The sequence below is a fragment of the Neorhizobium sp. BT27B genome (genome assembly GCF_050455485.1).
In the GTDB taxonomy this organism is placed as follows: Bacteria; Pseudomonadota; Alphaproteobacteria; order Rhizobiales; family Rhizobiaceae; genus Neorhizobium.
In genome coordinates this window covers 493,009-518,626 of the sequence record NZ_JBCIYT010000002.1, presented here as the reverse complement: position 1 = coordinate 518,626, position 25,618 = coordinate 493,009, and the positions used below count along the sequence as shown (strand labels likewise).

Here is a 25,618-nt window from a genome sequence, read left to right as displayed (position 1 = left end):
GCGTTTCGCCGTTGGATTTACTGCGCAGCCTGCTGACGCGGCTGCAGCTTCTCGTCGATCTGGCGCGACAGGATGCCGGAGAACTCGTCGGCAAAACCTTCCATGCGCGAAGACAGCTTGCCGGCATCGCCCATGAACTTGTTATAGGCAATAACGGCCGGGATAGCGGCGACCAGACCGATCGCAGTCGCGAGCAGCGCTTCGGCGATACCCGGTGCGACAACGGCAAGGTTGGTCGACTTCGAACCGGCGATCGCCTGGAACGAGGTCATGATACCGATGACCGTACCGAACAGACCGATGAATGGTCCTGCCGAACCGATGGTGGCAAGCGAACCGAGGCGCGCTTCAAAACCTTCCGCTTCGCGGGCAAGCGTGACGTCCATGGCGCGGTCGATACGCATCTGCAGGCCGATCGGCGAACGGGCGCCGCGCTCAAAGCTCTTTTTCCACTCGCGCATGGCGGAGACGAAGATGGCAGCGAGGCCGACATTCTGGCGATCGGACAGCGTGCGATAAAGCTCTTCAAGCGACTGGCCAGACCAGAACACCTGTTCGAACTGGTCGAACTGGCGTTTTGCCTTGGCGAAGTTGATGTACTTGTCGATGACGATGGCCCATGTCCACACGGACGCCATCAGGAGGCCGATCATCACCGCCTTGACGATAAACCCGGCCTGCATGAACAGCGCCCACAGACTGACATCGTGTGTCGCAGCTTCCAACGCTACCTGTTCCATGTAACTCTCAATCCCCGAATCCAAACGCCCGGCTTGTTCAAAGACCGGGCGGGTTCAAAAGCGCGCTCTCGCGAGTATGTGTCTGTTCGCTAAAGAAACCGACTGACCCCAGATGTCCTAGGTTTTCAGCTTGGCTTCTCGCCTTGAAATTTGGTCAAAGGAAGGCGTGCGTTGCACAAATTCCTCACGCCTGAGTAAGACATGATTATCGTTAATAAAGGGTTATGATCTTTCGTGATCACGAAGGTCGAGCGCAGATCGGCTGTGCTTTTGCCATCGCGAATGTTATGATGCGCGCGAGCAATATCCGGCGGAGAAAGCCATGACGGATAAGACCTTTACCTTCGCAGTCGACGACGAACTGATGACCGCATTTGACCACGCGGCAAAGGCACAGGATACGAGCAGTGACGAACTCCTGCGCCAGTTGATGCGCGATTTCGTGATCGAACGCGAGGCAGACCCGGCCTACGACGCATGGTTTCGACAACAGGTAGAGGAAGGAATTGCTCAAGCTGATGCCGGCAATGTGATCTCGTCCGAAGAGGTTGAGAGACATTTCGCAGAGCGGCGAGAACGGACACTTCGCAAAATTGGCGGCCTAAGATGAAAATCATCTGGACACCGCTCGGAAGCAGAGACCGTGACGATGTCTATGATTTTATTGAAGCTGAAAATCCGTCAGCAGCGATCACCATGGATGCGAGTGTAGAGAAGCAGCTTTTGCATCTCGCCTTACATCCCAAGTTAGGACGACCCGGGCGCGTTGCGGGCACGCGAGAGTTGGTCATACATCCCCGCTATATGATCATCTACGATATAGAAGCTGATCATATCCGCATCTTGCGCCTGCTTCACACCGCACGGCAATGGCCGCCGCGAAAGAGTTGAAACGACTCGGAAATCGCCCTACTCGGCCTTCCCCAAAAACTTCTCCGCAATCGTCTCCGGCAAGCGCCGCGGGCGACCGTTTCTGTTGATCACCGCGATCACCACCTTGGCCGAAATCAGCAGCGTTTCGCCACGACGGATCTCCTGATTGAGCACCATCTTGGCGCCACCGGCCTTTTCCGTGATGGTCTGGATGGTGATGACGTCGTCCATGCGGGCCGGCTGTTTGAAGTCGATTTCCATGCGGTGGACGACGAAAACCAGCCCCTCGTCATCGACGGAAATCAGTGCGCTCTGCTCGCAGCCGAGGCAGCGCAGATAGTCGGATCGGCCGCGCTCGAGAAAATGCAGATAACGGGCGTGATAGATCAAGCCGGAGAAATCCGTGTCCTCGTAATAGACCCGCTGAACCAGACGATGACCGTTTTCGATAAGTTCGCCGGAAAGAGAAAAACTGTGCTCAGTCATGGATATGCCTTGGAAAATTCATGTTGCGCCCTTCATAAAGGAGGGACCACGCACCACGCCTTATTGCCTGTCATGAAACTTCCCTAACAGGAAATTTCTCGAAAACCAGCGGAGACATTACCATGAAGATTGCAGTTCTGGGCGGCGACGGATTTGTCGGCTGGCCGACTTGCCTTCACCTGTCGGATGCCGGACACGATGTCCATATCCTCGACAACCTTTCCCGCCGCTGGATCGATACCGAGCTTGGCGTGCAGTCGCTGACGCCGATGGACTCGATACAGGAGCGCACCCGCATCTGGCATGGTGAGACGGGCCGCCGCATCCATTTCAACCTGATCGACATCGCCAAGGATTACGAGCTTCTCAAGGGCTGGCTGGCCAAAAACCGCCCAGACGCCATCGTGCATTTCGCCGAACAGCGCGCCGCGCCCTATTCGATGAAGTCCGACCGCCACAAGAACTACACGGTCAACAACAACGTCAATGCCACGCATAACCTCTTGAACGCGCTGGTCGAACTCGATCTCGATGCCCATCTCGTGCATCTCGGCACGATGGGCGTCTACGGGTATTCGACCGTCGGTGCCGCCATCCCGGAAGGTTATCTGCCGGTCGGCATCGAGACAATGGACGGCCGCACGGTGTCGCAGGAAATCCTCTATCCCGGCAATCCCGGCTCGATCTACCACATGACCAAGGTGCTGGATCAGCAGCTGTTCGCCTTCTACGCCAAGAATGACGGGTTGCGCATCACCGACCTGCATCAGGGCATCGTCTGGGGCACGCATACGCAGCAGACCCGCCGCCACGAGCAGCTGATCAACCGTTTCGACTATGACGGCGATTACGGCACGGTCCTCAACCGCTTTCTCATCCAGGCGGCGATCGGTTATCCGCTGACCGTGCACGGCGTCGGCGGCCAGACGCGCGCCTTCATCCACATTCAGGATTCGGTGCGCTGCATCGAAATCGCGCTGAACAATCCGCCGGCGAGAAACAGCCGCGTGGAAATCTTCAACCAGATGACCGAAACCCACCGGGTGCGCGATCTGGCCGAGATGATTTCAAAAATGAGCGGCACCGAAATCGCCTGGTTGCCCAACCCGCGCAAGGAAGCGCCTGAAAACGATCTGGTCGTGAAAAACGACAAGTTCCTCGGCCTCGGCCTGGAACCGACAACGCTTGGCGAAGGCCTGCTGGCGGAGATCGTCGACGTTGCGAAGAAATACGCCTATCGTGTTGATCGCACACGCGTTCCGGCCGTTTCCGCCTGGACGAAGGATATTGCCGCCAAGATCGAGCATGATCCGGAAGGCAAAAGGCTGAAGTCGGTTTCCTGAGACGATCACTGGGTAAGAATGACACCTCCTCTCCCGTCATCCTCGGGCTTGTCCCGAGGATCCAAGCACGCCAGCGATCATTCAACGGTAGCAGATCCTCGGGACAAGCCCGAGGATGACGGCGGAGGGGGGGGGGGCGTTAAGGAACAGCAACCATGAACCACGCTTTCGTCACACTCGTCACCAATGCCGATTATGCCATGGGGGCCACGGCGCTGGCCCGCTCCATCCTGCGCACCGGCACGGATGCCGATATCGTCGTGCTGCACACGGCCGCCGTCTCCGGCCTCGACCTGTTGACGCTGACCGCGCTTGGCTGCCGCCTCATCGAAGTCGAGCACCTGCCGCTGTCTGACACCTTCAACGAACGCCATGCCCGCAAGAACCTGCATGGTGCCGCCCCCTTCACCAAGGGCCGCAAGCCGGATTTCCACACACCGCTCGACAATTTCTGCAAGCTGCGCCTGTGGCAACTGACCGAATACGAGCGCGTCGTTTTCATCGATGCCGATGCGCTGGTCCTGAAGAATATAGACAAGCTGTTTGACTACCCGGAATTCTGCGCCGCCCCGAATGTCTATGAAGGGCTTGGCGATTTTCACCGGATGAATTCCGGCGTCTTCGTCGCAAAACCCTCGCTCGAAACTTTTGGCGCCATGCTTCAAGCGCTGGACGTGCCGGACGCCTTCTGGCGGCGCACTGACCAGACGTTTCTCGAACACTTTTTCCCCGACTGGCACGGCCTGCCGGTGACGATGAACATGCTGCAATATGTCTGGTTCGCCATGCCGGACCTGTGGGACTGGAAGAGCATCGGCGTGCTGCATTACCAGTATGAGAAGCCGTGGGAGACGGATCACCCCAAGGCGGAAAAACTGCGGCCGCTGATCGACCTGTGGCACGCCTTCCATGAGGGGCGCGAGGTGCCGGAAATTTCGACGCTCGCCAACCCGACGGATGCGCCGGCATGAAGGTTCTGGTGTCCGGCGGAACGGGGCTGGTCGGGCGTTATGTCGTCGAGGTGCTGGTCGCTGCCGGGCATGCGGTGACGTTGGGCCGTCGCCACTTGCCGATCTCCCCCCTTGTGGGGGAGATGCCCGGCAGGGCAGAGGGGGGTAATGCTGGCGCAAATGCCGCTTTCCCGCCATCTGCCTCACCGTTGCTCACCCCCCTCTGTCACCTTACGGTGACATCTCCCCCTCAAGGGGGGAGATCAGAGGGAGCCAGCCGCTCCATTGCTGCTCAAACAACAGCGTTATCCCTCACCCTCGACCCCACACTCGACCAGCGCCAACACTTCGCCGGCATCGACGCCTTCATCCATCTCGCCTTCGATCACCTGCCCGGCCGGTATCGCGGCGGTGAAGGCGATGATCCGGTGCGGTTTCGAAAACTCAATCACGAAGGCAGCGTCAAACTGTTCGAGGACGCGAAGGCGGCCGGCGTGAAACGCTGCATCTTTCTCTCAAGTCGCGCCGTCTATGATGGCGTGCCACCCGGCACCCTCTTGAGGGAAGATATGGCCTTGGCGCCCGACAGCCTCTACGGCCAGATCAAGCTTGAGTCTGAACAGGCACTTGCAGCGCTTTCTTCCAGCAGTTTCATTACCACCAGCCTGCGGGCCACCGGCGTTTACGGCCATCACCGGCCGAACAAATGGGATGCGCTGTTTGAAGATTACTGCGCCGGAAAACCGGTGGCATCGCGGGCCGGCAGCGAAGTTCATGGCGACGATCTGGCAGCGGCAATCCTTTTGCTGCTGGAACATAACCCCGACGCGGTAAACGGCAAGGTGTTCAACATTTCGGATATCGTTACAGACACATACGAAATCCTGTCGCTCCATGCCAGGGCAAGCGGCGTGTCACATCCCCTGCCCGCACCGGCTGATCATTCAATGGTCAGCATAATGGACACGACGCAACTCAAAACTTTGGGCTGGCAACCCGGCGGGCGAGAGCGGCTCACAGGCACGTTGCACGCGCTGGCGCAAACCGCTCAGCCATCGTCACCCTAATGCGACTTTACAGCAGGCCTCTGCAGACGCGACTGCCTCTGCCCCTCCACCCAGGTTTTCCCCGCATCGCCACCCCACATCAGCCACGCGACATAACCGGGGGACGGATCCTCGTCATTGCCGAAATTTTGCGCGCGCTTGTCGATATCGTGGCGGGCGAAATAGGCGGCCATACGCTTCATGATGTCATCGGATAGCGGCGTGCGGTTTTTCAGATCTCGGGCGCGGGCAACGCCCACCATCGTACCGCCACGGTGAAATTTCTGCCGCAGCGCCAGCCCCTTGCGGGCGGCCGCCGAAACCGGTTCGGGCGGAATGTACTGAAGGTCACGGGATGCCTGCTTACCTGACATTGGCCGCCCTCACTTCCGAACGGCTTTTCAGAACACGGCCGCCATCTTCATGACGGATCAGCAATGCGGGCTTTTTGTCATCAGCCTTGCGTTTGATCTGCTTGCCCGTGATCCTGACGCTGGCATCGTCGGTGAAAGTCTTTTCCACCTTGCCATCGGCCTCATGAGCACCCCAGGTCCATTCAACCTTGGTTCCGGCGCGGATTTTTCGCATGTCTCGCCTCCTTGGTTCTGAAGACGAAACAGGCCCCGACCGGGTTTGTTCCGGTCGAGGCCCGATCAATCGAAAGGTTTCCGGATCAGTCGGAGATTTTCCGCATCATCGACAGTCCGCCAAAAATCTCCACCGAACGCAGGCGCGCATCGAGATCGTGGATCGGCATGGAGACGATCAGTTCGTCCGCCGCCGTGTCGGTCAGGAATTCGCCGAGCTGTTTTTCCAGCGTGGCAGCCGAACCGACGGCGGCGAAACGCAGCGTGTGTTCGACATTGATCTGCTCGACCTGTGACCAGTGCGCATCCATGCTGTCCACCGGCTTTGGAAATTTTGTGCGGATATTCTTGCGCAGGTTGACGAACTGCTGCTGCGACGAGGTGAACAGGCGTTTTGCCTCCTCATCCGTTTCCGCACCGACACCCATGACGCCGACCATGACATAAGGCTTGTCCAGCGTCGCAGACGGCTGAAAACGTTCGCGGTAGATGGAAAGCGCTTCGAACAGCATGTCAGGCGCAAAATGCGAGGCGAAGGCGTAAGGCAGGCCGAGTGCGGCCGCCAGATGCGCGCTGTAGACGCTGGAGCCAAGCAGCCAGACAGGCACGTTGGATTCTATGCCCGGAATGGCAAGGATCGCCTGATTTTCCAGCGGCGTGCTGAGCAAGTGCTGCAACTCGAGAATGTCGTTGGGAAAATTGTCGACGCCGGCCTCCATGTTGCGGCGAAGCGCCTGCGCGGTGCGCATGTCGGTGCCGGGAGCACGACCGAGGCCAAGATCGACGCGGCCGGGAAACAGCGCGTCCAGCGTGCCGAACTGTTCGGCCACCACGAGCGGCGAATGGTTGGGCAGCATGATGCCGCCGGAGCCGACGCGGATGCGTTTTGTGGCCTGCCCGATATGGCCGATGACGACGGCGGTGGCGGCACTGGCAATGCCCGGCATGCCGTGATGTTCGGCAAGCCAGACACGGTTGAAGCCCTCCTCCTCGGCCTTGATGGCCAGCCGGCGCGACTCGTCGAGAGCCTCGGAAGCGGTCTTGCCCTCACCGATCGGCGAAAGGTCGAGAATGGAAAAAGGGATCATCGTGAAATCCTGCTGGCGAACATGAAAATGCGGCAGACGACGATCCACCGCACCCTCCATGTAGGAAACCTTAGCGCAGATGCTAAGGTCCCCGAATTGTTTTTTGCCAGGCCGACATCACATAAATGCCTGCGCGGCAGGCGGCTATTTGACGCGGCGAAGATAAGGCCGCGGCCCCGTCGGGCGCGATGTGTTGGCCGGTGCGTGCATCGGCGGCATTGCCGGTGCGGATGGCGCCAACTGGCGGAACAGACCGAGCTTCAATTCCAGACGGCCAAGGCTGCGGGAAAGAGCGCTCATCGCCAGCACCGTCTGTTCGACCGTATTGGCATGGCCGCGTGCACCTGCTTCCAGTTCACGCGCCACCAGTTCGACTTCGCCGATGATGACCGCATCCTCATGGCCGGCGCGGGCAAGCGTTGCGGCGCGATCCTCGACGGCTTCGATCTGCTGACCGACTGCCTCGATATCGGCCAATGTCTTTTCCACCGCGGTTGCGGCCGCAGTCATTCTGGCACTGCCCGGCATCGTCGTGCCCGTGAGTTTGCTGGCAGCACGCGCCGCGCGGTCGGCAAGCGCCCTCACCTGTTCAAGCAGAGCCGGCACATCCTGACCTGCTTCACCGGACTGGACGGCACCGATACCCAGATTGAGCGAGGCAAAGCTGGTTTCCCGCAGGATGTCGCGAACACTTTCCGCCGTTGCATTCATCTCCGCAGAGGTCTTCGCGGCCGTATCGACAGCGGTTTTTGCCGAAGCGATCGTCTGTGCGCATTGCATGATTTCGGTGCGCGCCCATGCGGCCAGGGCTGCAAGCTCCTGCGCCTCTTCGGCACGCACTGCTGCGCCATGGCCAAGCATCGAGGCCGAGCGGCGCAGCTCGACAATGCCGCTTGCCTGATCGGCGCCCTGTTTGGCGAGGTCCGTGCTGGCGGCCAGTGCGATCCCGGTGTCACGCAGGATAGCCGTATGGCTGCCGTCACCGCCGATGCTTTCGGCGATCATCATCGAGGCACGGTTGAAGTGAATGCGCACCGGCTCCAGTTCCGCCGGCATCGCCAGTTCCAACTGCATGCCGAGTTCGCCATTGGCGAGGCGGCGCAGGCCATCGGCTAGTTCGGCGACGGCGCCATGACGCACCTGTTCGTCGGCAGTCCGCTTCAAAAATTCGGACGCCAGCAATTCATCGACATTGCGGCGATGCTGGATGTCCTGCTCCGCGCGGCGGTTGCGATCCGAAACAACCTGGCGCAGACGCAAAAGGGAGCGGGTGGAGGCCGTCAGATCACCACTGCAGGCAAGCGGCAGGCCAAGGCCGGAAACCGGATCACCGCCACGCGCCACTTCCGCACTGACCGAGCGCAGGGCCGTTTCCAGCCGCTCCAGCGGATCGCGCACCAGACGTGCAAGCGCAATCAACGATGCAAGCGTTGCCAACAGCGCGCAAGCGCCCAGCAATGGAACCAGAACACCTGTCTCTGCCGCCTGATCGACCGGGACCGCCTGCGCCATCATGGCGCCGACAGCCAGGCCGTTGATCATTAACAGAACGGAAAGGACCTGCACCGGCCGCGCCCGCAACTGCTTCACTATCGTCATCATGACCTCCTCTTCCCCATAGTTCTGACGGGGATATTTCAGCAACGACTCATATGCGGAGGTAGTTTCAAAAACCGTTGGAAGAGGATTAACCGGGCGTTAACGTGGCATATGTTTTTGGTTTGTTCGCATTTCACTGGCTGCTTTTACGGCCCCACGATAGGATAACCGCCATGACACAGACGATTCGCATCATCGGCATCGATCCGGGGCTTCGCCGCTGCGGCTGGGGTGTTATCGAAACACTCGGCAATTCGCTGCGCTTCGTGGCATCGGGCACCGTCACCTCGGATGGCGACATGGATCTCGCCTCGCGCCTGTGCCAGCTGCATGACGGCCTCGCCGAAGTGGTGCACAGCTACCAGCCGAATGAGGCCGCCGTCGAACAGACATTTGTCAACAAGGATGCGGTGGCGACGCTGAAACTCGGACAAGCCCGTGGCATCGCCATGCTGGTGCCGGCCCGCGCCGGATTGCCGGTTGCCGAATATGCGCCCAATGCGGTCAAGAAGTCGGTGATCGGTGTTGGCCACGGCGACAAGAAGCAGATCCACATGATGCTGAAGATCCTGATGCCCAAGGTGGAATTCAAGGGCAATGACGCGGCCGACGCCTTGGCGATCGCCATCTGCCACGCCCACAATCGCGGCGGTAACCGCATGCGCCAAGCCTTGGCGGGGTGAGTGTCGTACGGTTTGTTCTTGACTTGTTCCAATTCGGTCGATAAGTAATACTTGAGAGGTATTACCATGCGTGTCACCGAAAAAGGCCAGGTCACGATTCCCAAAACCGTGCGTTCCAATCTCGGGATCGAGGCTGGAAGCGAGGTTGAGTTCGAATTGCGTGATGGCGAAGCCGTGCTGCGGCGCGTCGAACCATCCCATGAGGAGCGCGACCGGCATATCCGCCAATTGACCGACCACCTTCGGCGCCATCAGGGCACGATGTATCTCGGGGACCTCACGGGCGACGAATTCTATCGGTTGCTGAGGGACTGAGTCGGTGGCAACGCTCGTAGATACAAATGTGCTGATCGACGTATTTCACACACGAAGCGCCTTCACGGATTGGTCGATGGCGCAGTTGGCGAATGCTGGAGCCGTCGGACCTCTGCTGATCAATCCGCTTATCTATGCGGAAATGGCAGCTGGATACACCACGCGCGAAGAAGTGGAGGCGGCGCTCGCGCCAAATCTCTTCCGCCGCGAGGATCTGCCTTGGGAAGCGGCTTTTTCAGCCGGGCACGCCTTCCTTCAATATCGACGATCGGGTGGAGACCGGCGATCGCCGCTACCGGATTTTTACATCGGAGCACATGCGACGATCCGCGGATACCGCCTGCTCACCCGCGATGTCTCAAAATACCGGACGTATTTTCCATTGCTGTCCATCATCGCACCCGACACTCACCCAATTTCAGGACCGCAAACATGATCGGCAAGCTCAAAGGCACTATCGACGAGATCGGCGACGACCATGTGCTGATCGATGTGCACGGCGTCTGTTACGAAGCCTTCTGCTCGTCGCGCACGTTGTCGCGTATGGCCATCGGCGAGGCGGCGATCCTGTTCATCGAGACCTATGTGCGCGAGGACCAGCTAAAGCTGTTCGGCTTCGTCTCGGCCTTGGAGCGCGAATGGTTCAACCTCTTGCAAAGCGTGCAGGGCGTCGGCTCGAAAGTGGCGCTGGCGGTTCTCTCCACCCTCACCCCGTCGGAACTCGCAAACGCAATTGCGCTGCAGGACAAGACGGCGGTATCGCGCGCGCCGGGCGTCGGGCCGAAGGTAGCGGTACGGCTTGTGACCGAACTGAAGAACAAGGCCCCCGCCTTTGCCGGCGACGCCTCAGCTAATATCGGCCTCAAGCAGGAGCTTGGCGAAGGCGTAGCCTCCGCACCGGTATCGGATGCCGTCTCGGCCCTCACCAATCTCGGTTATTCGCGCGATCAGGCCGCCAATGCGGTGGCCGCGGCGATGAAGACGGCCGGTGAAGGTGCCGACAGCGCCAAGCTGATCCGGTTGGGGTTGAAGGAACTGGCACGATAAAATCCGACAAATAGGCATGTGTCGGAAATTCTGCTATTCTTCGGAAGGAACATGCGAGCGGTCCAATGAAAGCATGGGAAGCGACATTGTCGGCCAAGGGACAGGTCACCATTCCGAAAGAGATGCGCGAGGCGCTGAACCTGCGCGCCGGCGACCAGCTGATCTATAGCGTGATGGATGGCGAGGTCATCGTTACCCCGAAAAACATCGACTTCAAGGATCTCGCCGGTTTCCTCGGTGATGCACCAAATGGCTCAGCGACATTGGAAGAAATAGACGCAGCGGTGATCAAGGCCGCAGGCGACAGCGCTCTCGATACCGATGATGACGGCAAATCCGATGTTGCCGCATGGACATGATCGGTCTTGATACCAACGTCGTCATCCGCCTGTTGACAAATGATGATCCGGCGCAGAGGCGAGCGGCATTGCGGTTTGCGGAAGGTCTGGGCGCAACCCACACCGCCTACCTGACGCTCATCGGTATCGTCGAACTCGATTGGGCGTTGAGGTCGCGACTTGGTTTTTCCAGACAGGCTTCCATGGAAGCCATCGGAAAATTGCTGCAGACGCGCGGACTGACGATCGAGCACCATGATCTCGTGGTAAAAGCGCTGCGACTCGCCACACGGGGACGGGCTGATTTCGCCGGTGCCCTGATCGCCGCCCGCTCGCTCGACGCAGGCTGCACCTCGATAAAAACCTTCGACCAAAAGGCCGCCAGCCGCGTGCCCGGAATGGAACTGCTCGCATGACAGACGAAACCCGCCTCATCACGCCGGAGAAACGGGGCGAAGATCTCGACACCGCGCTGCGCCCGCAGTCGCTGGACGAATTCACCGGTCAGGCCGAAGCCCGCGCCAACCTGAAGATTTTTATCGAAGCGGCAAAAAACCGTGGCGAGGCGCTCGATCACGTCCTGTTCGTCGGGCCTCCGGGTCTCGGCAAGACCACGCTGGCACAGATCATGGCCAAGGAACTCGGCGTCAATTTCCGCTCCACCTCCGGCCCGGTCATCGCCAAGGCCGGTGACCTTGCCGCCCTTCTGACCAATCTCGAAGAACGCGACGTTCTGTTCATCGACGAAATCCACCGTCTCAACCCGGCCGTCGAGGAAATCCTCTATCCCGCCATGGAGGATTTTCAGCTCGACCTGATCATCGGTGAAGGCCCGGCCGCGCGCTCGGTGAAAATCGACCTTTCAAAATTCACGCTCGTCGCCGCCACCACCCGCCTCGGCCTGCTGACCACGCCGCTGCGAGACCGCTTTGGCATTCCTGTCCGCCTCGCCTTTTACACGGTCGAGGAACTGGAAGGCATCGTGCGCCGTGGCGCCCGGCTGATGGGCCTTGGCATGACCGATGACGGTGCCCGCGAAATCGCCCGTCGCGCCCGTGGTACACCGCGTATCGCCGGCCGCCTTTTGCGCCGCGTGCGCGATTTCGCCGAAGTAGCCCGCGCCGAAGCCGTCACCCGTGAAATCGCCGACGAGGCGCTGACAAGGCTCAACGTCGACAATATGGGTTTCGACCAGCTCGACAAACGTTACCTCAACATGATCGCCGTCAACTTTGCCGGCGGCCCGGTCGGCATCGAGACGATCGCCGCCGGCCTTTCCGAACCACGCGACGCGATCGAGGATATTATCGAGCCCTACATGATCCAGCAGGGTTTTATCCAGCGCACCCCGCGCGGCCGCGTGCTGACGGCTAACGCCTGGAAACATTTAGGATTGCAGCCGCCAAAAGATCTGGAAGCCGCACAGTTTCGCATGAGCCTGGAAGACGAGTGATCCCCGCATGCTGACAAGGCGAACCCTGATCAAAGGCGCCTTGACCGCCGCGGCCGGCCTTCTGGCATTGGTCGCCTATCCCTTTGTCGAGGTCATGGCGCAACAGCGAATAACCCGCCATGCTTTAAGGCCGAATGGCTGGACGCCCGGCCTGAAATTGCGCATCGTGGCACTTGCGGATGTTCACGCCTGCAATCCGTGGATGACCATCGACCGGATCAGGCAGATATGCGCTACGGCCAACGGGCTTGATGCAGATATCATCCTGCTTCTGGGAGATTATGTTGCCGCCACCGATATGGTGACCGACCACGTCGCGCCGGCAGAATGGGCATCTGCGCTGGCCACGCTTAAGGCGCCGCTCGGTGTCCATGCGATTCTGGGCAATCATGACTATTGGCATGACGACACCTTTCAACAGTATCCGCAGGGGCCGAGTCTTGCGCATGAAGCGCTGAAAAGCGTCGGCATCGCCACCTATGTCAATCAAGCCGCAAGGCTGGAGAAGGATGGCAAACCGTTCTGGCTGGCCGGCCTTGGCGACCAGATGGCACTGCGCGGCAGACGGCTTGCCGGGCTGGACGATCTGCCGAAAACCGTGTCGCAGATTACCGACACCGCCCCTGCCATCTTGATGGCGCACGAGCCGGATATTTTTACGCAGATGGACGACGCGAGCAAAAACATTGGCCTCGTGCTGTCAGGCCACACCCATGGCGGCCAGATCAACATTTTTGGCTGGCGGCCTGTGGCGGCTTCCGCCGGCTCACGTCGATATCCCGCCGGACACTATCGCGAATTCGGGCGCGACCTGATTGTCTCACGCGGGCTGGGCTGTTCCGTATTACCAATCCGGATCGGTTCGCGCCCGGAAATAAATGTCATAGAATTGGGGTAATCCATGCCGCAGGACCTGCGCATCCGCAAAAAGTTCAAACCGGGACGCCTCTTCCAGATGCGCATCGCCGGCCTCGCCTTTCGCAACGATCATGTTCTGGTCCATCGCGCCGTGCACGAAACCTTCTGGACCTTTCCGGGTGGCCGCGCCGAAATGGGCGAAACATCGCAAGAGACGTTGGCGCGGGAAATGGTGGAAGAGCTTGGCGTGACGGCGCAGATCGGCCCGCTTCTCTGGGTAGTGGAAAATTTCTTCCATTACGAGGACAAGGACTGGCACGAACTCGGCTTCTATTACCGCATGGAATTGCCGGAGAGCTTTCCCTTTCATCCGACGGACATCGTCCACCGCATCGTCGATACGCATGAACTCGAGTTCAAATGGGTGCCGGCAACGACAGAGGCACTGAAGGCGCTCGATATCCCGCCCTATTTCATCGCCGACGAGATCGAGACCCTGCCGACATCACCGCGCCATGTGGTCTGGCGCGATGGCGATCTGGATGTGAAGGGGTAAAGCCCAAACGCAAAACGGGGCCTTCCGGCCCCGCTCGCAATCTCAATCAACCAGAAAGATCAGGCCGAAAGCTTGGCCATCACTTCGTCGGACACTTCGAAGTTGGAATAGACGGCCTGCACGTCGTCATCGTCTTCGAGCGTGTCGATCAGCTTCATGATCGAGCGCGCCCTTTCCTCATCGACTTCGATCGGCGTCTGCGCCTTCCAGATGGCCTTTACGGTTTCGGCTTCGCCGAGCACCGCTTCCAGCGCCTTGGACACTTCGTTCATGTCCTCGAAACCGCAATAGATGGTGTGGCCGTCTTCATCGGAAACGACGTCATCGGCACCGGCTTCGATCGCCGCTTCCATGACCTTGTCCGCATCGCCGACGGAAGCCTTGTAGGTGATTTCGCCGACGTGATCGAAGGAGAAGGACACCGAACCGGTTTCGCCGAGTGCGCCGCCGGCCTTGGAGAAGGTCGAACGCACGCTCGATGCGGTGCGGTTGCGGTTGTCGGTCAGCGCTTCGACGATGACCGCCGTACCGCCCGGGCCGTAACCTTCGTAACGGATCGCGTCATAGGTCTCGGCGTCTGCGCCCGAAGCCTTCTTGATGGCGCGGTCGATATTGTCCTTCGGCATCGACTGTGCCTTGGCGTTCTGCACGGCAAGGCGCAGCGCTGCGTTCATGGTCGGGTCAGGCAGACCCGTCTTTGCCGCAACCGTGATTTCGCGCGCGAGCTTGGAGAACATCTTTGAACGGATACCGTCCTGCTTGCCCTTGCGGTGCATGATGTTCTTGAACTGTGAATGGCCAGCCATGGCACCCCTGCATCATTTGTAATGGAATGGCCGCCTTATAGTTTCGATGGCTGTGCTGTTCAAGAGGGTGCGGCCGTTGCCTTCTCGCAGATCCGCTCGGAACAAAGCACAGCCCCCGCCGTTTTCTGCACCGAGCCCGAATGACGAGAAGGAGAATGTTCATGGCAAGCCTGACCGAAGCACGCGAAGCCCCCGCCCGCCAGCTCTGGGACGAGATCGCCGAGATCCATGCCGGCATGCTGGGCATCGAAGGCGCACATGGCCACATGCAGCCGATGGCGCCGCATGCGGACCCGAAAACCAACACGATCTGGTTTTTCACCAAGACCGATACGGATCTGGCCCAGTCGATCAAACCCGGCACCCGCGGTTATTTCTGCGTGGTCGGCAAGAACCACGATTACCATGCCAGCCTCGGCGGCACACTGGATCTGCGCGCCGATCCGGCCAAGATCGAGGAATACTGGAGCAGCGTCACCGCCGCCTGGTACGAGGATGGCAAGGCCGATCCGAAACTGACGATGATCGCCATGCATGTGGACGATGCCGACATCTGGGCATCCACCGACAGCAAGCTGAAATTCGGCTGGGAAATCGCCAAGGCGAATTATTCGGATGAAAAGATGCCGGAAGTGGGTGTGAAGCAGCATCTGGCGTTTGCGTAAAACTGCGGTTTGATCACCGAATGACTGGAGCCGCGAGTGAAAATTCGCGGCTTCTTTTATGGGTATTGCCCCCGCCTTTGTCATCCTCACCCTCGGGTTTAACCCGAGGGTGAGGATGACGACGGAGAGGTTCTACAACCCCTTCGGCACCAAAATCGTCGGCTTTTTCGGCAAACTCCGCATTGACACCGAAATCACATCGTCCTTGGCATAGGCGATATCGAATTTCTGGTCGAACATGGAGAGAAACGCCTCCAGCGGCGGGCCAAAACGGTGCATCGGCAGGATCAGCGACGAGCGTAACCTTTGCACCACCCGGCTCATGCTGTCGGCGCCCATGGTCAGCCCGCCATCCACCGGCACCATCAGAATATCGAGCCTACCGATCTGCGTATATTGCTGCTCGTTGAGCTCGAAATGCAGATGGCCGAGATGGCCGATGCACAGTCCCGCCACTTCGAAGATGAAGATGGAATTGCCGTTTTCCTCGATGCCGCCGCCCCAGTTGCGGATATCGGAGGCGACATTGCGAATATAGGCGTCGCCGACCATGACATTGTGCTGCGCCTTTTCACCGGGCACATCGCTCCAGCCGGGCAGCACATGTTTTATGCCGGGATCGGGTGTCAGCGTATAGTGAGTGGAATGCGCCCGGTTCATGGTGATCACGTCCGGCAGGCGATAGGGCTTGTAGACGCCGCTGTAATCGGTTGCGATGCCGATGCCGCCGGGCGTTTCGATAAAATAGGTGGAATGGCCGACAAAGGTGATTTTCACCTGCTCCTTGTCCGCCATGCTCAGCGTGGTTTTCGCCTGCGCCTTCCAGACGGGCAGAGGCAAAGAAGGCGTGAAATTTGCGTAAGTGGCGCCGGGAACCGCTTGCGCGATCGCCTGGCACTGGCTGACCGGCAACCCCTCGCCCGAACCGGGCGATTGCGCCGATGCCGACACGGCCGAAGTCAGCACGCCGGCCAAGATGGAAGAAACGAATGCGACTGTCCGCAGCATCATGCCACTCCCCGCCCGGTTCATGCCGTTACCGACGGCCCGTCCATGCGGGAAAGATGCGGGAAGCGTGACGACCGGTCCAGCCGGTTATGACGGGTTGATCGTCACGATTTAGTCATTGCCGCGGTGCGGTCAGCCGCCCGCGCCCTGATAACGCCGCTGGCAGGCCTGCCAGACCAGCATGGCGACCACGACCAGGACCGGGCCGGCAAGCACGGCGGCATAAGGCGCGGCATCGCCGATCAGCGGCACCGGTTTGCCGAGAAGTGCTGCGACCGGAACGTAGGCCATGTAACCCAGTGGCATGATCGACAGCAGCACGAATTGCAACGGCAACGCAAAGATGGTCAGCGGATAGCGCGACAGTTCCCAAAAGTCGAAATAGAGGCCGAACAGGTAACGCGATCGGGTCAGCACCAGCGCCATGGCGCCAATGGTCGTCACCACAGACGCCGTCAGCAACGCGGCACTGATCAGGCTGGCGGCAAATTGCAGCACAGTCAGCAGAGTCCAGTCGATGCCAAGCTGCGGCAGCGCCCAGACGATCATGCCGATGCCGAGCGCGATGTGACCGCCATATTCGATATTGATGCCGGAAAACACCAGAAAGGCCCAGGGGCTGACCGGCCGCACCAGCAGCGTGTCATAGGTGCCGAGCCGCACCAGCTCCTCCATGCGGCGCAGCTGCACGAAGGTGAACAGCGCACCGAGCGCATATCCCAGAACATGAAAACCGAGCATGAGGGCGATTTCCGGCCACACCCAGCCGCCGAGCCGCTCGAAACGGCTGGCAACGATCCAGATCGCGCCGTAAGCGCTGGCATAACCGAATGCCTGCGCCACCCAGCCGATCAGGAGATTGGCGCGATATTGCAGGCGGGTGCGCACCTGCAGGCGGATGAGATACAGATAAAGCGACAGGCTGTGGCGCATGGCTTACCCTCCCTGCACGACCATGCGGCGGCAGGCGGCACGCCACATCACAGCCACCAGCGCCGCCAGAACGGCCGCCCAGCCAACACCGTAAACAAGCTGCAGCGCCGCCGCCGCAAGATCGAGCTGGCCGAGATAGATGGCCAGCGGATAAAAGGTGATCCAGGCGAAGGGCAGGTAAAGCACGGCTTCAGCGATGATGTCGGGATAAAACCACAAGGGCACCAGCCCGCCGGAAAACAGCGCCAGCGTGCCGCGCATGAACCATTCCAGCGCCAGCATGTCCATCACCCAGAAGCCGATCATCGACACGGCAATGGACAGGCTGAACAGCAGAAACAGCGACAGCATCAGCGCCAGCAGGAACAACGCCGCATGGCCGACGCTGGCCGGCGGCTGAAACCCGTAGACGCAGCCCATGACGACGGCCACCGGCAGGCCGAGTATCAGCATGTCGTGGGCACGCACGCCAAGCTGGCGGGCAAACAGCGAGACGGGATAGCTGTATGGGCGCATCAGGTGACTGACGACATTGCCGCTGCGGATATCGGCACCGATCTCGCGCAGGATCTGCGTGGCATCCCAGGTGGAAAAGATCGTCGCGCCCAGAATGGCATAGGTCACCATCTGCGGCAGGCTGATATCGGTCGAACCCGCGCCATGCAAAAACACCGATTGCCAGATCGACACGCGGGCAACAACGTTCAAGACGCCGCTCAGCAGCTTGAACCAGAACTGCGCACGAAAACTCGATTCGATGCGAAAACCAGCGGATGCAAGTGCCAAAAACATCGCCCTACCCCACTCGTTTTGCCGCTAGCGACGGCACGGGCAACGAAACCGCCTCGCGCGACTGGTAATAGGTGCGGATAACCTCCTCGATATCCGGCTCGTGCAGATGCACATCCACCAGTTCGGCATCGGATTTCAGTGCGGTGATGATCTCCACCAGCGAACGTTTTCCATCCGCCAGCAGAAACGTGCGGATCACGCCCTCACCGCCGGCAGGTTCGGCACCCGCGAGTGTGACCGTTCCCGGTTCCGTCGCAAATTCCAGCGTCAGTTTTTTGCGGGCACCAAAGGTGGCGTTGAGGTTGGCAAGCGGCCCGTCGAACAACAGTTTTCCGTCATCGACCATGATCAGCCGCGGGCAGATTTCCTCGATGTCGCGCAGGTCATGGGTGGTGAGGATGATGGTCGTGCCACGCTCCCGGTTGATGCGGGCAAGCAGCTTGCGCACCACATCCTTGGCAACGACATCGAGGCCGATCGTCGGCTCGTCGAGAAACAGGATTTTGGGCTCATGCAGTAGCGTCATGGCGATTTCGCCGCGCATGCGCTGGCCAAGGCTCAACTGCCGCACCGGCCGCTCCAGAAAAGGGCCGATCTGCAGCATCTCGATCAGTTCGGCCCGCACTTGGTCGAACCGCGCTTTTTCCACGCGGTAGATGCGCCGGTGCAGTTCGAAGCTTTCGAACAACGGCAGGTCCCACCACAGCTGACTGCGCTGCCCGAACACCACACCGATATCGCGGGCATTGGCAATACGCTCCACATGCGGCACGCGGCCAAGCACGCTGACGGAGCCGGCGGTCGGCACCAGCACGCCGGTCAGCATCTTGATCATGGTGGATTTGCCGGCACCATTGGGGCCGAGATAACCGACCGCCTCGCCCGCCTGAATGGCAAAGGAAATGCCATCCACCGCCTTCACATCGCGGGTGACGGGGGAAAGGAAATTGCGAAATGCGCCGGCAAGCCCGGACTGCGGCACTTTCTGCGCAAACCATTTTGTCGCGCCGTCGGCGTGGATGATGGGAGGCATGGCGGGAATTCCGTCTGAGGGAGCCGAATCCGATACATGCCCAGTATGACGGTCACGCGACAGGTGCCAAGGGGTGAATTGTTGGGGGATGGAGATAGGAAAGGTGCGGCGAGCAGAAAAATTCCACCGTCATTCCTGTGCTTGTCACAGGAATCCAGCCAGCCCAAGTCTTTGGGCTGAAAGAGGTCTTTTGTCGCGCAGACGCACGACTGCTGGATCCCGGCACAAGGCCGGGATGACGCATGCGAAGAAAACTACCGCCAGAAGCTCGGAATATTTTCCGCAAGCCGCGGCCCGATGCGCAAGGGCTCGATCTTTTCCGCCAGTCCCGTCGCATCGGAAATCTCGACGCCGACACCGCAGATCGTTGCCGGACCCGATGCCGCCTCGAAACGGCCCTTTGGCATTTTCGAAATGAAGCGGTTGAGCGGCTCTTCCTTTTCCATGCCGAGCGAGGAATCGTAATCGCCACACATGCCGGCATCCGACATATAGGCCGTGCCGCCGTTCAGGATCTGGTAGTCGGCGGTCGGCACATGTGTGTGGGTGCCGACGACAAACGAGGCGCGGCCATCGACGAAATGGCCAAAGCACTGCTTTTCGCTGGTGGCTTCCGCATGGAAATCGAAAACGATGACGTCGACCTGATCCTTCAGCGGTGCGGCTTCGAGGATCGCCTCGGCAGACTTGAAGGGGTCGTCGAGTTCCGGGTGCATGAACACGCGGCCCATGATGTTGGCGACGAGAACGCGCGCGCCGTTGCGGGCGTAAAATACGCCGGAACCCTTGCCGGGCGTTCCCGCGGGATAGTTGGCCGGGCGCAAAAACTGGTCGTGGCGGCCGGAGAAGCTGACGGCCTCCTTCTGGTCCCAGACATGGTTGCCTGTCGTCACCACGTCGGCGCCGGCATTGATGGTTTCCAGAAAGATGTCTTCGGTAATGCCGAAACCGCCGGCGGCATTCTCGCCGTTGACGATGACAAAATCGAGCTTCAGGTCGGAGACGAGGCCGGGCAGCTTGTCCCAGACGGTCGTGCGTCCGGTCTTGCCCACCATGTCACCGAGAAACAAAAGGCGCATGCTAATCCAATCTGTGCCTGCAAGGACAAAACGTACCGGGTCCGCCTCAGGCGAAGGTCCGGTAGCCGCTTTCCGTCAGGATCGCGTCCAGTCTGATGTCGTGAGGTTCTGCAGGCACTGATGCCACTTCCTGGCAGTCGAATGCAATGCCGATCAGCCGCGGATTTCCGCCTTTTTCGCGCATTTGGTGAATGGCGCGGTCGTAATAACCGCCGCCGTAGCCGATCCGGTTGCCAAAAGTGTCAAAAGCGGCAAGCGGCACCAGCATGATATCGGGCTGCAGAACCGCTTCGTGTTCGGCCGGGCCAAAGGTGCCGAAGCCCATGGAAATCAGCTCGGCATCGAGCCTGTATTCACGAAAAACGATGGTTTCCCTGTCGAGAATGGCGGGCAGACAGAGCCGCGCGTCTTCGTCGGCAAACGCCGTCATCAGCGGCCTGAGATCGACTTCCGAGCGGATCGGCAGGAAAACGGAGACAGTCGTGCCGGCAGGAACCGATATGGCACCAAGGCCATGCGCGGTGAGCGACCGGTTTTTCTCCAGTCGCTCGGCTGGCGGTATCGCGTCACGGGCGGCAAGCCGCCCGTTGCGTAAGTTCGCTTTTTCAGGCGTCGTCGCCATCAGTCCTGATCCGACGCCCGCGTCACCAGCAGCTTGTCGATGCGGCGGCCGTCGAGATCGATGACCTCGAAGATCCAGCCATGGGTGGTGAATTTTTCACCCAGTTCCGGCAGGTGCTTCAGTTCGTCGATGACAAAACCGGCAACGGTCTCGTAACCCGGATCCTCGTCGATCGAGATGCCCATCTGATGGCCAAATTCATCGACAGGCATCCAGCCGGCAACCAGATAGGAGCCATCGTCGCGCGGCACGATGGCCGGCTCATCGACTTCATCTTCCTGGAAGACACCGGTGATCGCTTCCAGCACGTCGCCGGAGGTGATCACGCCTTCGAAATGGCCGTATTCGTCATAAACGAGAACCATATGCGCCGGCGCCTTGCGCAGCGCCTGGATGACATCGAGCGCACCGGTAAGGTCGGAGACAACAGGGGCATCGCGCAGGATGGTCTTCATGTCGACGGCCTTGCCACCAGCCATGAAATCATAGGCATCCTTCACGAACAGAACGCCGATGATCTCGTCGGAACTGCCCTTGCGCACCGGCAGGCGCGAACGGTGGGTTTCGCGCAGCTGGGCACGGATCTCGTCCGGATCGTCCTCGGTGTCGATTACCTCGACATCGCGGCGCGGCGTCATCAGGCCGCGCGCGGTGCGGTCGGCGAGACGCATGACGCCGGAAATCATTTCGCTTTCGCCGCTTTCGATCACGCCTGCACTCTGCGCTTCGGCAAGAACGGTGCGGATTTCCTCGTCGGTGACGCGGTCTGCGCTCTCGCCGGTCTGGCCGAGCAGTTTCAGAACCGTCCGGCCGGAAAGATCCAGCAGGAAGACCAGAGGTGCGCCGATCTTCGACAACAGCCACATGGCCGGCGCGACACGCGAGGCGACGCCTTCCGGATTGCGCAAGGCGATCTGCTTGGGCACTAGCTCGCCGACGATCAGCGACAGGTAGGTGATGATGACGACGACGGTACCGACGCCGAGCCAGTCGGCGGCGTTTTCCGACATGCCCTGAAGTTCGAGCCAGCCGGTCAGGCGCGCGCCAAGCGTTGCGCCGGAAAAGGCGCCCGACAGGACGCCGACAAGGGTGATGCCGATCTGGACGGTGGAGAGGAAGCGGCCGGGGTCTTCACCCAGATGCAGCGCCGTGGCAGCGCCCCGGTTGCCCTGCTCGGCCATCACCCGCAGGCGGACAGGGCGCGAGGAGACGACGGCAAGTTCCGACATGGCGAGAACACCGTTCAAAACCGTGAGGCAGACCACGATGAGTATTTCGGTTAACAAGAGAAGCTCTCTTTTTTGAATGGAAGAATTGGGGATTGAAGGTTCCGGCTGAGGCGCGTGTGGTCTTGACCGCAGCAATCGTCACGCCGGAATGGAAAAAACTCCTGCGCAAAAGCGCAGGTCCGGCGTCTCAGCAATGTCGCACACAGCGTTCGGAAAACCGTCGCCGGTTCAGGGATGTCATGGTCCTGTATCCGTCAATATGGCGAGAACAATAGGGTTCCCGCACACGCTTGGCAATGGCTGGAGCGACACATGGTGTTTTTAGGAAAGATGATCAGCCCTGCAACGAGATCGGCAGCTCTGCGCGCGTCCCCACCGCGACCGGCACATAGGTCACGCCGGAGCCCAGAGTCGAGGCCATCGACTTGATGATACGGGTGCCAAGCCCGGTGCCTTTCGGGGCATCGCCATCGAGGCAGCCAATGCCGTCATCCTCGACTGCGAGCAACGCATGGGCATCGTCGGATTTCTTGAAAATCACCCGCACTTCGCCCTCCGAACCAGTCGGATAGGCGTATTTGATGGCGTTGGTCAGAAGCTCGGTCACGATCATGCCGACAGAGACGGCGCGGTCGGAGGACAGCGAGATCGCCTCGGCCTCGAGGCGGATCGACGGGCCCTTGTCACCCATCTCGACCGAGCGCTGCACTTCCTTGACCAGCGTTTCGAGATATTTGTCGATCTCAACGGTGCGCACGTCATCGGACGTGTAAAGGCTGCGATGCATGCCGGCGATGGCGGAGATACGCGCCTGCGTTTCCGTCAGCGCTTCCTTCACCTCGTCGCTGCGGCTGCTCGTCACCTGCAGGCGGATAAGGGCCGCCACCAGTGCGAGACTGTTGGCGACGCGATGGTTGACCTCGGCCAGCAGCACTTCGGCGCGTTCCTTGCCGATGCGGATCTCGGCCTCGGCCTTTTCCTTGGCGCGGCGCAGTTCGGCATTGGTGATCGACTGGCGGATGGCATTTTCCATCAGCGACCAGAACTCGTCGCCCACCGTCTTGATGACGTAATCGGCGGCACCGTTCTTGAGCGCATCGATGGCGATCGTCGCCTCGCTGGACCCGGTGACATAGATCACCGGCAGTTCGATGCCGCGTTCCTTGAGTCCGCGCAGCACATCCTGCCCGGTTTCAGCGCGCAAATAATGGTCGAGCACGATGGCATCGACACCACCGGCTTCGGCAAGCGCCAGACCGGTGGCGCCATCGACGGCATGTTTCAGCACATAGCCGGCGCGGCCGAGATACCGTTCCGCGAGCCGCCCGAGGGCGACGTCGTCATCGATGTAAAGAACGGTCTGCGGCATCGGCGCGATGGCCTTTTCATTCAAGGGATTTCGGGGATTTCAGGGGATCTGCATGACCGAGAAGAACAGTCCGAGCTGCCGGATGGCATTGGCAAAGCTCTCGTATTCCACCGGCTTGGTAATATAAACATTGGCGCCGAGATCGTAACAGCGCTGGATTTCGCGCTCGTCATCGGTGGTGGTGAGGATGACCACAGGCAGGCGCTTGGTGTGCTGGTTGGACTTCACCTTTTCCAGAATGTCGATACCCGACATGTCCGGCAGGTTGAGGTCGAGAAGGATGAGCAGGTAACGGCCCTGCGACGGATCGCCGGAACGGTCGGCACCGAGAATGTAGTCGAGCGCGGCCGTGCCATTGGTGAACGGCACGATGTCGTTGTTGACGCCGGCGCGGCGCACGTTCTTTTCGATGAGGCGGGCATGGCCTTCATCGTCCTCGATCATGACGATGGTGACTTCCTTACCGGCAGCTTTCATGACCCGTTGCTCCTGACATACTGGGACAAATCCACGGGCAGGCGGATCACGAATGTCGAGCCGCCCCCGAGCGTGGAGGTGACCGTAATGTCCCCGCCTAAATTTCTGACTAACGATCGCACGTGCGCAAGACCAATACCCTCACCGGACTGATCCTGCAAACCGGATCGGCGGAACAGCTCGAACACCCGCTCGTGATCTTCCGGCGCAATGCCGCGGCCATTGTCGGCGACCTCGATGCGAAGCGCCGAGCGGCCGACCGGATAGGCCCGCACCGACAGCGCCAGCGGCTTTTCCGGGTTGCGGTATTTGACGGCATTGTCGAACAGGTTGCCAAAAACCTGCTCCAGCGAAAAACGATCCGACACCAGATTTTTCGCCGCGTTGACGGCTATCTTGATCTCGCCGCCGGCATCGACGACCTGATGGTTGATCGACGCCGCCGTCGCTTCCAGCATATCGGAAAGATCGATCGGCTCTGGCTTCAGTTCGCGGCGTCCGTCGCGCGAGATTTTCAGGATGGCGTTGATCAGCCCATCCATCTTTTTCGTCGAAGACCGGATGAAGGATATCGCCTCGGGCAGATCTTCCTCGACGGCATACCGCGCCTGTTTGATCTGGTCCTCGCCCGGCATGCCCTCGGCCATCACATAGGCGCGGATATCCTTCAGCGTCGTCTCAAGCTCGCTGGTGAAGCCCATGATGTTGACGAGCGGCGCCCGCAGGTCGTGAGAAACGATATAGGCGTAACGCTGGATCTCGCTATTGGCGCGCATCAGGTCCTCGGTGCGCTCGTCGACGCGTTCCTCGAGGCCGGCATTGAGGGCTTCGACCTGTTGGCGCGCGCGTTGCAGGGCACGCACATGCTGGGCAACGATGAAGATGGCGCTTCCGACCAGCAAAACGATAACGAGACCACCGCCGATGCTGACCCATTGCAGGCTGGTGGATGACTGGCTGAGTTCGGCAATGCCCTGCGTCAGCCGCGTATCCATCACGCCGATAATGCCGGTGAGAATGCTCGACAGGCGATCCATGATCTCGCGGCCGGAATCGTTGCGGACAATGGCAACGGCACCGCGCACGTCATTATTGTTGACCCGCTCGAAGGTCGATTCCATCTCATTGATTTTTTCATCGATCAGCCTGCGCAATTCCCCAACAGGAACAGGCGCATAGGATTGCGCATTGCCTGCACGCTCGAGCTTGGCGAGCTGCTCGGGAATAGCGTCGCGCGCCTCGTTGAAACTGGTGAGAAAAGCCGGCTCGCGGGTGATCAGATAACCGCGCTGCGCAGTCTCGGCCGCCTGCACGCGCAAAAGAAGGTCGGCGGAATTGGTGCGCACGGCGCGCAGCCGCGTCACTTCGTTGAAATAGTCCGTGGTGTTCTGCGCCAGGAAAAACGACGACAGGACAATGCCAAGCATGATCACGCCACCGACCAGCAGCATGAGCAGCGACGAGCGCGCAAAAGTATTGTTCAGAATGGCCATAGTGTCGGTGGATCTCCCCGATCCCACAAATGGGGAGGATGGCAGGGAAGTCAAGCAGTTAGGGGCAGCAGGAGCAGGCATGCACCAATATCAGCGCACTTGATCTCGGCCGGAGGCTTTTTCAGCGAATTTCCTTGATGCATCCATGGT

General features: G+C 60.1%; 32 protein-coding genes. 15 read left to right on the top strand and 17 right to left on the bottom strand.

Annotated features, from left to right (window positions below):
- Positions 1–17: 17 nt before the first annotated feature.
- The gene (tolQ, locus tag AAIH70_RS07990; protein ID WP_132271645.1) at positions 18–740 is read right to left on the bottom strand and encodes a protein TolQ; all 723 of its coding nucleotides are present in this window, start codon (positions 738–740) and stop codon (positions 18–20) included.
- 322 nt (positions 741–1,062) lie between these two features.
- Between tolQ and AAIH70_RS07985 the strand changes: the two genes are divergently transcribed.
- Both AAIH70_RS07985 and AAIH70_RS07980 read left to right on the top strand, forming a co-directional pair.
- Positions 1,063–1,350, top strand: a complete 288-nt coding sequence (locus tag AAIH70_RS07985) for a CopG family ribbon-helix-helix protein (RefSeq protein ID WP_132271644.1) — start codon at positions 1,063–1,065, stop codon at positions 1,348–1,350.
- Positions 1,347–1,631 carry a type II toxin-antitoxin system RelE/ParE family toxin gene (locus AAIH70_RS07980; RefSeq protein WP_132271643.1) on the top strand — a complete coding sequence of 95 codons (285 nt, stop codon included), beginning with the start codon at positions 1,347–1,349 and terminating at the stop codon, positions 1,629–1,631. The genes AAIH70_RS07985 and AAIH70_RS07980 overlap by 4 nt, the downstream gene beginning before the upstream one ends.
- Before the next feature lie 18 nt (positions 1,632–1,649).
- On the opposite strand, the gene ybgC is transcribed toward AAIH70_RS07980, so the two are convergent.
- On the bottom strand, positions 1,650–2,099 hold the full coding sequence (gene ybgC, locus AAIH70_RS07975; protein WP_132271642.1) for a tol-pal system-associated acyl-CoA thioesterase: 450 nt from the start codon (positions 2,097–2,099) through the stop codon (positions 1,650–1,652).
- Between the two features lie 122 nt (positions 2,100–2,221).
- Between ybgC and AAIH70_RS07970 the strand changes: the two genes are divergently transcribed.
- The 3 genes from AAIH70_RS07970 (at position 2,222) to AAIH70_RS07960 (ending at position 5,459) form a co-directional block, all read left to right on the top strand.
- Entirely contained in the window at positions 2,222–3,442 is a 1,221-nt protein-coding gene (locus AAIH70_RS07970) for an NAD-dependent epimerase/dehydratase family protein (protein ID WP_132271641.1), read from the top strand.
- Between the two features lie 155 nt (positions 3,443–3,597).
- The gene (locus AAIH70_RS07965; RefSeq protein ID WP_132271640.1) at positions 3,598–4,413 is read left to right on the top strand and encodes a glycosyltransferase; all 816 of its coding nucleotides are present in this window, start codon (positions 3,598–3,600) and stop codon (positions 4,411–4,413) included.
- The gene (locus AAIH70_RS07960; RefSeq protein ID WP_245519002.1) at positions 4,410–5,459 is read left to right on the top strand and encodes an NAD-dependent epimerase/dehydratase family protein; all 1,050 of its coding nucleotides are present in this window, start codon (positions 4,410–4,412) and stop codon (positions 5,457–5,459) included. Before AAIH70_RS07965 ends, AAIH70_RS07960 begins: the two co-directional genes overlap by 4 nt.
- Here the strand turns inward: AAIH70_RS07960 and AAIH70_RS07955 are convergent.
- From AAIH70_RS07955 to AAIH70_RS07940, 4 genes are all read right to left on the bottom strand, one after another.
- On the bottom strand, positions 5,456–5,812 hold the full coding sequence (locus tag AAIH70_RS07955) for a hypothetical protein (protein ID WP_132271639.1): 357 nt from the start codon (positions 5,810–5,812) through the stop codon (positions 5,456–5,458). The genes AAIH70_RS07960 and AAIH70_RS07955 overlap by 4 nt on opposite strands.
- Positions 5,802–6,026 carry a DUF2945 domain-containing protein gene (locus AAIH70_RS07950; protein ID WP_430033755.1) on the bottom strand — a complete coding sequence of 75 codons (225 nt, stop codon included), beginning with the start codon at positions 6,024–6,026 and terminating at the stop codon, positions 5,802–5,804. Before AAIH70_RS07950 ends, AAIH70_RS07955 begins: the two co-directional genes overlap by 11 nt.
- An 85-nt stretch (positions 6,027–6,111) precedes the next feature.
- On the bottom strand, positions 6,112–7,113 hold the full coding sequence (locus AAIH70_RS07945; protein ID WP_132272538.1) for an LLM class flavin-dependent oxidoreductase: 1,002 nt from the start codon (positions 7,111–7,113) through the stop codon (positions 6,112–6,114).
- Positions 7,114–7,257: 144 nt separating this feature from the next.
- The gene (locus tag AAIH70_RS07940; protein WP_132271637.1) at positions 7,258–8,712 is read right to left on the bottom strand and encodes a hypothetical protein; all 1,455 of its coding nucleotides are present in this window, start codon (positions 8,710–8,712) and stop codon (positions 7,258–7,260) included.
- Positions 8,713–8,885: 173 nt separating this feature from the next.
- Between AAIH70_RS07940 and ruvC the strand changes: the two genes are divergently transcribed.
- From ruvC to AAIH70_RS07895, 9 genes are all read left to right on the top strand, one after another.
- Positions 8,886–9,395, top strand: coding sequence for a crossover junction endodeoxyribonuclease RuvC (ruvC, locus tag AAIH70_RS07935; RefSeq protein WP_132271636.1), 510 nt, complete (start codon positions 8,886–8,888; stop codon positions 9,393–9,395).
- Between the two features lie 66 nt (positions 9,396–9,461).
- Positions 9,462–9,710: an AbrB/MazE/SpoVT family DNA-binding domain-containing protein gene (locus AAIH70_RS07930; RefSeq protein ID WP_132271635.1), complete on the top strand. Its 249-nt coding sequence runs from the start codon at positions 9,462–9,464 to the stop codon at positions 9,708–9,710.
- Positions 9,711–9,714: 4 nt separating this feature from the next.
- Positions 9,715–10,146: a type II toxin-antitoxin system VapC family toxin gene (locus AAIH70_RS07925; protein ID WP_132271634.1), complete on the top strand. Its 432-nt coding sequence runs from the start codon at positions 9,715–9,717 to the stop codon at positions 10,144–10,146.
- The gene (ruvA, locus tag AAIH70_RS07920; protein WP_132271633.1) at positions 10,143–10,757 is read left to right on the top strand and encodes a Holliday junction branch migration protein RuvA; all 615 of its coding nucleotides are present in this window, start codon (positions 10,143–10,145) and stop codon (positions 10,755–10,757) included. The genes AAIH70_RS07925 and ruvA overlap by 4 nt, the downstream gene beginning before the upstream one ends.
- A 65-nt stretch (positions 10,758–10,822) precedes the next feature.
- Complete coding sequence (locus tag AAIH70_RS07915; RefSeq protein ID WP_132271632.1) at positions 10,823–11,116, top strand: AbrB/MazE/SpoVT family DNA-binding domain-containing protein; 294 nt, start codon at positions 10,823–10,825, stop codon at positions 11,114–11,116.
- Entirely contained in the window at positions 11,107–11,511 is a 405-nt protein-coding gene (locus AAIH70_RS07910) for a PIN domain-containing protein (RefSeq protein WP_132271631.1), read from the top strand. The genes AAIH70_RS07915 and AAIH70_RS07910 overlap by 10 nt, the downstream gene beginning before the upstream one ends.
- The gene (gene ruvB, locus AAIH70_RS07905) at positions 11,508–12,548 is read left to right on the top strand and encodes a Holliday junction branch migration DNA helicase RuvB (protein ID WP_132271630.1); all 1,041 of its coding nucleotides are present in this window, start codon (positions 11,508–11,510) and stop codon (positions 12,546–12,548) included. Before AAIH70_RS07910 ends, ruvB begins: the two co-directional genes overlap by 4 nt.
- A 7-nt stretch (positions 12,549–12,555) precedes the next feature.
- Positions 12,556–13,446 (top strand): metallophosphoesterase, encoded by an 891-nt coding sequence (locus tag AAIH70_RS07900; RefSeq protein ID WP_132271629.1) that lies wholly within the window; start codon positions 12,556–12,558, stop codon positions 13,444–13,446.
- 3 nt (positions 13,447–13,449) lie between these two features.
- Complete coding sequence (locus tag AAIH70_RS07895) at positions 13,450–13,962, top strand: NUDIX hydrolase (protein ID WP_132271628.1); 513 nt, start codon at positions 13,450–13,452, stop codon at positions 13,960–13,962.
- Between the two features lie 59 nt (positions 13,963–14,021).
- Here the strand turns inward: AAIH70_RS07895 and AAIH70_RS07890 are convergent, their stop codons facing one another.
- A complete protein-coding gene (locus AAIH70_RS07890) occupies positions 14,022–14,768 on the bottom strand; it encodes a YebC/PmpR family DNA-binding transcriptional regulator (protein ID WP_132271627.1) in 747 nt (248 codons plus the stop codon).
- 161 nt (positions 14,769–14,929) lie between these two features.
- On the opposite strand from AAIH70_RS07890, the gene AAIH70_RS07885 reads away from it, so the two are divergent.
- Positions 14,930–15,433: a pyridoxamine 5'-phosphate oxidase family protein gene (locus AAIH70_RS07885; protein ID WP_132271626.1), complete on the top strand. Its 504-nt coding sequence runs from the start codon at positions 14,930–14,932 to the stop codon at positions 15,431–15,433.
- Between the two features lie 132 nt (positions 15,434–15,565).
- On the opposite strand, the gene AAIH70_RS07880 is transcribed toward AAIH70_RS07885, so the two are convergent.
- The 10 genes from AAIH70_RS07880 to AAIH70_RS07835 all read right to left on the bottom strand — a co-directional run bounded on the left by AAIH70_RS07880 (position 15,566) and on the right by AAIH70_RS07835 (position 25,468).
- Entirely contained in the window at positions 15,566–16,444 is an 879-nt protein-coding gene (locus AAIH70_RS07880; RefSeq protein WP_132271625.1) for an MBL fold metallo-hydrolase, read from the bottom strand.
- Between the two features lie 129 nt (positions 16,445–16,573).
- Positions 16,574–17,374 (bottom strand): ABC transporter permease, encoded by an 801-nt coding sequence (locus AAIH70_RS07875; RefSeq protein ID WP_132271624.1) that lies wholly within the window; start codon positions 17,372–17,374, stop codon positions 16,574–16,576.
- A gap of 3 nt (positions 17,375–17,377) precedes the next feature.
- Entirely contained in the window at positions 17,378–18,160 is a 783-nt protein-coding gene (locus AAIH70_RS07870) for an ABC transporter permease (protein ID WP_430033749.1), read from the bottom strand.
- A gap of 10 nt (positions 18,161–18,170) precedes the next feature.
- Positions 18,171–19,199 carry an ABC transporter ATP-binding protein gene (locus AAIH70_RS07865; RefSeq protein WP_132271622.1) on the bottom strand — a complete coding sequence of 343 codons (1,029 nt, stop codon included), beginning with the start codon at positions 19,197–19,199 and terminating at the stop codon, positions 18,171–18,173.
- Positions 19,200–19,453: 254 nt separating this feature from the next.
- Entirely contained in the window at positions 19,454–20,278 is an 825-nt protein-coding gene (locus AAIH70_RS07860; protein WP_132271621.1) for a TIGR00282 family metallophosphoesterase, read from the bottom strand.
- A 46-nt stretch (positions 20,279–20,324) separates the two neighbouring features.
- A complete protein-coding gene (locus tag AAIH70_RS07855; protein ID WP_132271620.1) occupies positions 20,325–20,900 on the bottom strand; it encodes a 5-formyltetrahydrofolate cyclo-ligase in 576 nt (191 codons plus the stop codon).
- Entirely contained in the window at positions 20,900–22,186 is a 1,287-nt protein-coding gene (locus tag AAIH70_RS07850) for a hemolysin family protein (RefSeq protein ID WP_132271619.1), read from the bottom strand. The genes AAIH70_RS07855 and AAIH70_RS07850 overlap by 1 nt, the downstream gene beginning before the upstream one ends.
- A gap of 277 nt (positions 22,187–22,463) precedes the next feature.
- On the bottom strand, positions 22,464–23,522 hold the full coding sequence (locus tag AAIH70_RS07845) for a histidine kinase dimerization/phosphoacceptor domain -containing protein (RefSeq protein ID WP_165931924.1): 1,059 nt from the start codon (positions 23,520–23,522) through the stop codon (positions 22,464–22,466).
- A 15-nt stretch (positions 23,523–23,537) separates the two neighbouring features.
- Positions 23,538–23,975, bottom strand: coding sequence for a response regulator (locus AAIH70_RS07840; RefSeq protein ID WP_132271618.1), 438 nt, complete (start codon positions 23,973–23,975; stop codon positions 23,538–23,540).
- Positions 23,972–25,468, bottom strand: a complete 1,497-nt coding sequence (locus tag AAIH70_RS07835) for a sensor histidine kinase (protein ID WP_430033745.1) — start codon at positions 25,466–25,468, stop codon at positions 23,972–23,974. The genes AAIH70_RS07840 and AAIH70_RS07835 overlap by 4 nt, the downstream gene beginning before the upstream one ends.
- Between the last annotated feature and the right edge of the window lie 150 nt (positions 25,469–25,618).